This window comes from Methylobacterium sp. A49B (genome assembly GCF_053346215.1).
In genome coordinates, this window is sequence record NZ_JBKFBO010000123.1 from 20,245 (window position 1) to 28,555 (window position 8,311).

The window sequence follows — 8,311 nt, forward strand, 5'->3', positions numbered from 1 at the left end:
CGGAGCTGCTCGCGCTCGTTTGCCGTGAGAGGAGCGCACGACAGCCGCCGGCCGGCGGACAATCACACCCCCGCCGGCCGGAGATGCCGGGTCCGCACGGTGCCGTCGATCGCCCGCAGCGCGCGGAGCACCGCCTCCGCCTCCCCCGGTCCCACCGAGGCGTCCACCACGACGTAGCCGAACTCGCCATCCGTCTGCAGGTGCTGGGCATCGATGTTGAGCGACCGGCTCGAGAAGATCGCGTTGATCTGCCCGAGCACGCCCGGCACGTTCCGGTGCACGTGGAGGAAGCGCGCGCCGGACAGGCGCGGCGGCAGCTGAACCTGCGGGAAATTCACCGCGCCCAGCGTCGCACCGGTCTGGACATACTCGACCAGCTTGCGGGCCACCTCCGCGCCGATGCGGTCCTGGGCCTCCTCCGTCGAGCCGCCGACATGGGGGGTGAGGATGACGTTCGGCAGGCCCTGCAGCGGCGAGACGAAGCGCTCCGCGTTGGACTGGGGCTCGACCGGGAAGACGTCGATCGCGGCCCCGCCGAGGTGCCCGTCGCGCAGGGCCGCCGCCAGGGCGTCCAGATCCACCACCGTGCCCCGGCTGTTGTTGATCAGGCAGGCGCCCGGCTTCATCGCGCGGATGCGCTCCGCATTCATCAGCCCGTGGGTCAGCGGCGTCTCCGGGACGTGCAGGCTGACCACGTCGCTGACGGCGAGCAGCGCCGCGAAGCTCTCGGCCGGCTCGGTGTTGCCGTGGCGCAGCTTGTCGGTCAGGTCGTAGAAGATGACGCGCATGCCCATCGCCTCGGCGAGATTCGAGAGCTGCGCGCCGATATTGCCGTAGCCGACGATCCCGAGCGTCTTGCCGCGCACCTCGAAGGCGCCGGTGGCCGACTTGTCCCATCCGCCTTCATGCGCGGCGATCGAGCGCGGCACGATGCGCCGGAGCAGCATCACGATCTCGCCGATCGTCAGTTCGGCGACGCTGCGCGTGTTCGAGAACGGCGCGTTGAACACGGGCAGCCCCCGGGCACGCGCCGCGTCGAGGTCGACCTGGTTGGTCCCGACGCTGAAGCAGCCGATCGCGGCCAGATCGGGCAGGGCGTCGAGAAGCGCGGCGGTGACGTGCGTGCGCGAGCGGATGCCGAGCACGGTGGCGCCGGCAAGATCACCGCCGTCGTCAGGGCTGACGGCGCGAGGAAGTTGCCGGATGTCGCCGATCCCGGCCTGCGTGAAGATCCTGGACGCCGTCGGCGCTATGCTTTCGGTCAGAACGACGCGCTCGGTCGACACGGTCTCTCATCCTTCCACGGGCGTGATGGGACCGATTACCTTGCCGCCGGCGCTGCGCAGCGGCAAGGGCACGGACGCGCCGATCAGGGCCGGAGCCCCCTGGCGGGCCGCCCTCCCCACCCCGGCGGACCGAGGCGGCCCGGCCCCCTCGACTTCGGCCACGCGGCCTGCCAGCTTCCGGCTCCCGGCGGCCAGGGCCGCGGAGCGACAGGTGCCTCATGACCGGATCGACAGCCCGGGCTGTGATCGTCCAGCCGGGCGGCGGCTTCGACAGGGTGACTTTCGGCGAGCGGGCGGTGCCGGAGCCCGGGCCCGGCGAGATCACCGTGCGCCTGCGGGCGAGTTCCCTCAACTACCACGACTATGCGGTGGTCAGCGGGATGTGGGGGCCGAGCGAGCCCCGGATCCCGATGTCCGACGGCGCCGGCGAGGTCGAGGCGGTGGGCTCCGGCGTGGCCGAATTCGCCGTGGGCGACCGGGTGGTCAGCACGTTCTTCCCGACCTGGACCGCGGGGGCGCCGCTGATCGAGGGGTTCGCCACCGTGCCGGGCGATGGGGTCGACGGCTACGCCCGCGAGCGCGTCACCGCGACAGCCACGGCCTTCACGCACGCCCCGAAGGGTTGGGATCACGCCGAGGCGGCGAGCCTCACCACTGCCGGCCTCACCGCGTGGCGGGCGCTCCACGCCGATGCGGGCCTGAAGAGCGGCGACGTCGTGCTGGTTCAGGGCACGGGCGGCGTGTCGCTGTTCGGCCTGCAATTCGCCAAGGCGGCGGGCGCCACGGTGATCGCCACCTCCTCCAGCGACGACAAGCTGGAGCGCCTGCGCGGCCTCGGCGCCGACCACGTCATCAACTACCGCGCCGACCCGGCCTGGGGCGAGACCGCCCGGCGCCTGACCGACGGGCGCGGCGTCGACCACGTCCTCGACGTGGGCGGGCCGGGGACGCTGGAGCAGTCCATGGCGGCCGTGCGGGTCGCCGGCCACATCTCGGTGATCGGCATCCTGTCGGGCGTGGCCGGGGAACTGCCCCTGGTGCCGGCGCTGCTGCGCCAGATCCGCCTGCAGGGCGTCCTGGTCGGCAGTCGCCGCCACCAGATCGAGATGGTCCGGGGGATCGAGGCCTGCGGGCTGCGGCCGGTGGTCGACAGCCGCTATCCCCTCGACGAACTCGTGGCGGCGTTCCAGCATCAGGAGAGCAACCGCCACTTCGGCAAGATCTGCATCGCGATCTGACCGGTCCTGCCAGGTGCAGGACGGCTCAGCGGAACGCGGCGCCCAGCACGCCGGGCGTCCAGGGCGCCGCCGGCCGGCTCGGCGGGGCGGGCTTGTGCGTGCAGCCGTTCTCGCAGAAGGTCTGCAACGTCCGCCGGTCCAGGCCGATGTCGTGCAGCATCGCGTCGTCGAGCGCCGACAGGACGCGGAAGTTCCGCGCCGAAATACGGCGCTTCTGGGCAGATTTCAGATACGAGATGAGCATCAGGACAGCCTCCGCTGCGCCGAATGATTAATGATATGTTCATATTCGGCGTTTTCAGCGTCGCTGTATTTTCGTATCTGTGCATCCTCCGTTTGGACTACTGATCGAACCGCGTGCGAATATTTTAGGGCTGTCGTCCGCTTGAGCGAGTGGTTGCGGCCAGAGCAGGAGCAGGCGCATCAGCTCCGCCTGGCGCCGGGTTCCCGACTTCTCGAAGAGGCGACGCAGATGGACACGCGCCGTATTCCGGGTGATCCCGCGCCGGCGCGCGCTCGCTGCCAGATCGTTCCCCGCCAGGATGTCCAGCGCCAGGTCCGACTCGGCGGGCGTGAAGCCGAACTGGTTCCGGAGCGCGTCCGGATCCGGCAACGGCGCGTCCGCGGGATCGATGAGGCGCAGGAGCACGGCGCCGGCACCGGCCGGCTCGGGCGCGCCGGGGATCGCGCAGGCGGCGACCAGCAGCGTGCCGCCCTTCCCGTCGAGGCGCGTGGCGCCGCCGCGGCCGGCGGCGCAGGCCGCGAGGATCCGGCGCAGGGCCGCGCCGGCTTCGGGCGTGGGACCGCGCAGGTAGCCATGCTCCAGGCGGAGGAGGCCCCGGCCGATGAAGGCCCGGGCGGCACGGTTCAGGAAACGGGCGTGCCCGGACCGGTCGGTGACCGCCAGCCCCTGCTCGAAACGCTCGGCTAGGAGATGGAGTGCCGCCTCCACGAGGCCCGGGTCCGGGGGCGCGGGGGCGACCCCGCCGGCGATGAGCCGCCACGGACGCCCAGCGCCGGGCGCGGTCTCGGCGCCCCGCGCGTCGCGGAGCTCCGGGTCTGGTCGAGCGATCACGCGCGGATCCTCATCAGAGCGGCGGGACGACGGGATGACAAACCCGGCGGCGGCGGCGGTTATTCCCGGCGGCTGGTGATTCCCGCCCGGCCGCGCTTAGCCCGGCCGTCCGGTCCGGGATCGGAACAGGTCCACGAAGGCGCGCAAATCGCGCAGGTTGAGGTCCGACACCGCCCAGTAGGTAAGGTCGCCGAGACGCCACCGCTCGAGCGTCGAGCCGTCCCGCCGCTCCTGGCCCGGCCCCGGCCCGTCCGCGGCGGGGACGACCGTGACACTGATCACGTGCCGGTCCTTGCGGTAGACCAGGGTCGGCACGGGGGCGCCGCCGACGATGTCGATCCGGCCGCCGACCAGTGGGAAGCCCTGGTCGGCGAGGTCCGGCGCGTCGGGGGCGACCGTGGTGCGGCCGTTGAACCAGGGCTTGACCACGTGGCGGTCGGAGGAGGCGATGTCGAAGGGCTGGGGCGCCGCGAGGCCGCGCAGATGCCCGGCCAGCACGGCCGCGCCCGTCGCCACGGCGTCAGGACGGTCGAGGCGGAAGGCGCCGCCACCGAGTGTCGCGCCGCCGGCGAGGCCGAGGAGGAGCGTCGCGGCCAGAGCCGGCCAGGACCCCATCCAGGATCCCACCCAGGACCCCATCCAGGACCCGCGCCAAGGTCTGTGCCAGAGGTTGCGGCCCGGCGGCGGGTCGGAGAAGCCGACCTCCGCGATCACGCGGCCGCGCAGGGATGCGGGACTGGGCGGACGCGCCAGCGTTTCCCGCAGGCCGGCCGAGAGGCCGCGGAGGCGCTCGGCCGCCGCCCGCAGGCCCGGCTCGGCCGCGAGGCGGCGCTCCATGGCCAGGACCTCGCCGGGCGACAGCTCGCCATCCAGGTAGGCGCCGAGGAGCAGGAGCGTTTCGTCGTCGTCGATCATCGCCCGTCCTTCGCGAGCCGGGTCAGCAGGTGCTGCCGCGCGCGGCCGAGGCGCGACATCACGGTTCCGATGGGCACGCCCGTCACCGCGGCGATCTCCCGGTAGCTGAGGCCGTGGTACTCGCGCAGGACCAGCGCCTCCCGGAAGGCGACCGGCAGCGCGTCGACCGCGCGGGCGAGCTGCCCGGCCTCGTCGCGGGCGATGACGGCCGCCTCGGGCGTCACCGGCGCCTCGGCCAGGAGGCCGCCGCCCTCCAGCTCGGCGCGGGCCTCGGGGGTGAGATCCTCGGCGAAGATCACCGCCTTCGGCCGGTGCCGCTGCAGCCAGGAATAGCCGGTGTTGCGGACGATGGTCAGGAACCACGCCCGGGCGTTGCCCTCCGCGAAGCCCTCGATGGCCCGGTAGGCGCGCAGACACGCCTCCTGCATCACGTCCTCGGCGTCGGTGGCGTTGCCGGTGAGCCAGTGCGCGAGCCGGTAACCCTCGTCGAGGCGCGGGAGGACGAGCTGGCTGAAGCGCGCGCGGGCCAGGGTCGTCATGCGGCGTGCCGAGCCGCGCCCGCCCTGTCGAGAATCCGTTGAGCCATGGGTGCCTCGCCCTGAGCGCTACGCCATGGCATCGGGAACCGGCAAGCGGCCGGCCTTATTCCCGGCGCGGGCCGCAGGGCGCTGACGGCCCGGGCGGGGCTGATACACCGTCTCCCGGTGCGTCCGGGCGGCTTCGGGGCCTGCGCCGCACCTGCCCCCGATCCTCCGTCCCCCGGTCCGGCCCGGGGTGCGCCTGCGGGCGCCCGTCCGCACCGAGGTGCTTCCGGCCGGCACGCTCGCCGGCCGCGCGTTCCTCCGGAGAAAGGTGGGCGCCGCCGCTCAGATCCCGGGCCATGGGCGCTCCCGATCGCGGCCGAGCCGCACGTCTTCGTGCCTCAATGCCCGTCTCGTCCGAGGCCGCCGGATTCCGGTGCAGAGGCTGCAGCAGGGGTGCGACCGCGCGAGGCGGGGCGGGCGGCCTCTTCGCGGAGAGGCCGCCCGCCCCCGGATCAACCCGTGGCGCGCGTCACGGTTCGGCGGAGCCGGCCGCCGCCCGTATTCGCCTCAGTAGCGGCAGACGCGCCGCGGCCCGAAGGGGGTCGGGCGGAAGAAGCAGCGTGGACCGTAGAAGCGCGGCCGGCCGTAGATCGGGCGGCAGCGCCCGTAGGGGCCCGGCGCCCAGCCGGGGCCGCAGCCGTACGCGACGGTGCTGAGACCCGCCGGGCCTGTGATCGTGTCGGCCGCGACGGGTGCCAGGGGGGCGGCACCGGCGGAGGCGAGGCCGAGCCCGCCGACGACGGCCGCGGCGGCCGCGAGCATCTTCACGTGCATCATGATCTGACCTTCTGTTCGGACTCGCGCCGGATGGACTCGCGCGAGGCGCGGGTCCATCGGTCATCGGGCCTGAATGAAGGGTGACCTGTGCTATAATTGTCTGGAAACAAACATTCGGCCGCGCCGCGCGCGGCGGGCGCGACTAGGAGCGCCCGGGGCGGGACAGGAGCGTGGCCGCCGCCGCCGTGGCGCCCGCGAGCAGGATCCCGGTCAGGACCGGATTGATCGAGGCCTGCGTGTAGGTGCTGCGCATGACGTGATGGGGCGAGCCGCCGCGCACGGACCCGTCGCGGCCGGCCTCGTAGAGGGCGCCGTTCCGGTCCTTGCCGGCTATCCCGGCCTTCTGGGTCTTGGCCATCATCGCCGCGCCCATCCAGTCGCTCACCGCGGGCGCGCGCTTGCGCAGCGAACTCATCATCTTGCCGCCGCCGCCGATGTAGAGGTCCCGCGGGCCGTGCTCGGCGGCGTGCAGGATCGCCTTCGCCACGTCCTCCGGGTCGTAGACCGGCGGCGGCAGCTTCGGAGCCTGCGCCATGTAGTTCCTGGCATGCTCCGGGAAGGGCGTGTCGATCGAGGCCGGCTTGATGAGCGTGACCGAGACCGGGACGCCCTCCTCCTGCAGCTCCATGCGGAGCGCGTCGGTGAAACCTTTGATCGCGTGCTTGGAGGCGGCGTACATGCCCTGGATCGGGAAGGCGAGGTCCGAGGCGACCGAGCCCAGGTTGATCAGCGCCCCCCCGGTCTGGCGCAGGTGCTGCAGCGCCACCGTCGAGCCGTAGACGATCCCCCAGAAATTGACGTCGAACAGCCGGCGGTGGTCCTCGTCCGAGACCTCTTCCAGGCGGCCGAAGATCGAGAGGCCGGCATTGTTCACCCAGGTGTCGAAGCCGCCATAGGCGCGCACGGCCTCGGCGGCGAGCGCCTCGATGTCGGCGCGGCTCGACACGTCGGTCACCACCGCCCGGGCCTCGCCGCCGCGCTCTTGGATGTCGCGGGCGATGTCGTCGAGGGCGGCGCCGTTGCGCGCCGCCAGGACGACGCGGGCCCCGCGGCGGGCCGCCGCGCGGGCCGTGGCGAGGCCGATCCCGCTGGAGGCGCCCGTGATGACGATCACCTGCTCGCGCAGGGGCTTGTGGCGGTACTGCATGCGTCTTCCTCTCTGCCTCGTCTGCTGGCTCGGATCACGGCCCGGCGCGGGCCGCAGGCTCACGCCCGGCCGCCCGGCCGGTCGCGCTCCGCGCCGAGGCTCGTGCCGCCCCGGCGCGCCTCCTCCTTCTCGGTGCCGGCCCGCTCCATCGGGCCGTCCTGCGGTTTGACCGTCCCGGTCGCGGTGTCGAGCGGCGTGTTCGCGAGCCCGGCGCTCTCCGGCTTGCCGCCGGGCCTCCGCTGGGCCTGCGTGTCGTCCGGCGTGTCGGCCATGCTGTGTCCCTCTCCCGCGCGCCCGGCCGGACGGCCGATCCTCAGGGCCAACCCGCGGGACGGCCGGCGTATCCGGGGCTCGGGTGCGCTCCGGCGTGGCGGTTCGGGACGGCATACGCGTCGCAGGAACAGAGCGGCAGGCCTCGTGTTGTCTGCCAAATCTTCATCCGGAGACGCGACGATGTCAGGAACGGCCAAGAAGACTGACCCGAAACTTTGGGACAAGGTCAAGAAGGAGGTCACGAAGTCCGACAAGGGCGGCAAGCCGGGCCAGTGGTCCGCCCGCAAGGCGCAGATGGCGAGCGCCGAATACAAGAAGGAAGGCGGCGGCTACGCGGGCAAGAAGGATTCCGACAACCACCTGCAGCAATGGACCGACGAGGAATGGGGCACGAAGTCCGGCAAGGCGAGCGGCAAGACCGGCGAGCGCTACCTGCCCAAGAAGGCACGCGAGAGCCTGACCGATAAGGAATACGCCGCCAGCACGGCCAAGAAGCGGGCCGACACCGCCAAGGGCAAGCAGTTCTCGACGCAGCCGAAGGCCGCCGCCGAGAAGGCCGCCGTGGCGCGCAAGGAGAGCGCGAAGGGCAGCGCCAAGAGCACTAAGAGCGCCGACCAGAGCGGCCATGCCGACACGACGAAGGCCGAGCTGATGCGCAAGGCGCGGGCGCAGAACGTGCCCGGCCGCTCGCGGATGTCGAAGGCGCAGCTGGAGCACGCCGTCCACGCCTGAGGCCGGCCTGGGCGCACGAACGCAGAACGTCCCGGGAGAGGCTCCCGGGACGCGTCTCGGCTAAGCGGCCAGTTTGATCGGGCTGGGGATGCTCAGGTCGAGAGGAGGTGCGGCACGACCCGCAGCCTCACGGATTCCCGTTGACCGGGACCCCCCCGCGCCGGTTCGCGCGGAGGGGAAGCCCGCGAGAGCCTTCAGTACGAGCCGAACTTGTAGTTCAGGCCGGCGCGGACGACGGCGAACTCGTCGGCGCGTCGTCCGATCGGGCTGTAGACGGCCGGGAC

10 protein-coding genes and 1 pseudogene are annotated in these 8,311 nt (G+C 72.7%); 2 read left to right on the forward strand and 9 right to left on the reverse strand.

Annotated features, from left to right (window positions below; genetic code table 11):
* Positions 1 to 62: 62 nt before the first annotated feature.
* On the reverse strand, positions 63 to 1,286 hold the full coding sequence (gene serA, locus ACLBX9_RS25045; RefSeq protein ID WP_447720840.1) for a phosphoglycerate dehydrogenase: 1,224 nt from the start codon (positions 1,284 to 1,286) through the stop codon (positions 63 to 65).
* A 218-nt stretch (positions 1,287 to 1,504) separates the two neighbouring features.
* On the opposite strand from serA, the gene ACLBX9_RS25050 reads away from it, so the two are divergent.
* Positions 1,505 to 2,524, forward strand: coding sequence for a zinc-dependent alcohol dehydrogenase family protein (locus ACLBX9_RS25050; protein WP_447720841.1), 1,020 nt, complete (start codon positions 1,505 to 1,507; stop codon positions 2,522 to 2,524).
* Positions 2,525 to 2,549: 25 nt separating this feature from the next.
* Here ACLBX9_RS25050 and ACLBX9_RS25055 read toward each other — a convergent pair whose 3' ends face one another.
* From ACLBX9_RS25055 to ACLBX9_RS25085, 7 genes are all read right to left on the reverse strand, one after another.
* Positions 2,550 to 2,768: a DUF1127 domain-containing protein gene (locus tag ACLBX9_RS25055; RefSeq protein WP_447720842.1), complete on the reverse strand. Its 219-nt coding sequence runs from the start codon at positions 2,766 to 2,768 to the stop codon at positions 2,550 to 2,552.
* Between the two features lie 54 nt (positions 2,769 to 2,822).
* Positions 2,823 to 3,599 (reverse strand): helix-turn-helix transcriptional regulator, encoded by a 777-nt coding sequence (locus ACLBX9_RS25060; RefSeq protein ID WP_447720843.1) that lies wholly within the window; start codon positions 3,597 to 3,599, stop codon positions 2,823 to 2,825.
* 96 nt (positions 3,600 to 3,695) lie between these two features.
* Entirely contained in the window at positions 3,696 to 4,514 is an 819-nt protein-coding gene (locus tag ACLBX9_RS25065) for an anti-sigma factor family protein (protein WP_447720844.1), read from the reverse strand.
* Positions 4,511 to 5,053, reverse strand: a complete 543-nt coding sequence (locus tag ACLBX9_RS25070) for a sigma-70 family RNA polymerase sigma factor (protein WP_010685720.1) — start codon at positions 5,051 to 5,053, stop codon at positions 4,511 to 4,513. Before ACLBX9_RS25070 ends, ACLBX9_RS25065 begins: the two co-directional genes overlap by 4 nt.
* Positions 5,054 to 5,605: 552 nt before the next feature.
* Positions 5,606 to 5,875 (reverse strand): GCG_CRPN prefix-to-repeats domain-containing protein, encoded by a 270-nt coding sequence (locus ACLBX9_RS25075; protein ID WP_039894130.1) that lies wholly within the window; start codon positions 5,873 to 5,875, stop codon positions 5,606 to 5,608.
* 142 nt (positions 5,876 to 6,017) lie between these two features.
* A complete protein-coding gene (locus tag ACLBX9_RS25080; RefSeq protein WP_010685722.1) occupies positions 6,018 to 7,022 on the reverse strand; it encodes an SDR family oxidoreductase in 1,005 nt (334 codons plus the stop codon).
* A gap of 59 nt (positions 7,023 to 7,081) precedes the next feature.
* Entirely contained in the window at positions 7,082 to 7,294 is a 213-nt protein-coding gene (locus tag ACLBX9_RS25085) for a hypothetical protein (protein ID WP_447720845.1), read from the reverse strand.
* A gap of 181 nt (positions 7,295 to 7,475) precedes the next feature.
* On the opposite strand from ACLBX9_RS25085, the gene ACLBX9_RS25090 reads away from it, so the two are divergent.
* The gene (locus ACLBX9_RS25090) at positions 7,476 to 8,027 is read left to right on the forward strand and encodes a hypothetical protein (protein ID WP_447720846.1); all 552 of its coding nucleotides are present in this window, start codon (positions 7,476 to 7,478) and stop codon (positions 8,025 to 8,027) included.
* A 194-nt stretch (positions 8,028 to 8,221) separates the two neighbouring features.
* On the opposite strand, the pseudogene ACLBX9_RS25095 reads toward ACLBX9_RS25090, so the two are convergent.
* Positions 8,222 to 8,311: pseudogene (locus ACLBX9_RS25095) on the reverse strand (porin family protein); the annotation flags it as partial.

What these genes read in the sequence shown, in the direction of transcription:
- ACLBX9_RS25050 (WP_447720841.1), top strand. Translation starts at nt 1,505, where the DNA reads ATGACCGGATCGACAGCCCGGGCTGTGATCGTCCAGCCGGGCGGCGGC.
- ACLBX9_RS25055 (WP_447720842.1), bottom strand. Translation starts at nt 2,768, where the DNA reads ATGCTCATCTCGTATCTGAAATCTGCCCAGAAGCGCCGTATTTCGGCG.
- ACLBX9_RS25065 (WP_447720844.1), bottom strand. Translation starts at nt 4,514, where the DNA reads ATGATCGACGACGACGAAACGCTCCTGCTCCTCGGCGCCTACCTGGAT.
- ACLBX9_RS25070 (WP_010685720.1), bottom strand. Translation starts at nt 5,053, where the DNA reads ATGACGACCCTGGCCCGCGCGCGCTTCAGCCAGCTCGTCCTCCCGCGC.
- ACLBX9_RS25075 (WP_039894130.1), bottom strand. Translation starts at nt 5,875, where the DNA reads ATGATGCACGTGAAGATGCTCGCGGCCGCCGCGGCCGTCGTCGGCGGG.
- ACLBX9_RS25080 (WP_010685722.1), bottom strand. Translation starts at nt 7,022, where the DNA reads ATGCAGTACCGCCACAAGCCCCTGCGCGAGCAGGTGATCGTCATCACG.
- ACLBX9_RS25085 (WP_447720845.1), bottom strand. Translation starts at nt 7,294, where the DNA reads ATGGCCGACACGCCGGACGACACGCAGGCCCAGCGGAGGCCCGGCGGC.
- ACLBX9_RS25090 (WP_447720846.1), top strand. Translation starts at nt 7,476, where the DNA reads ATGTCAGGAACGGCCAAGAAGACTGACCCGAAACTTTGGGACAAGGTC.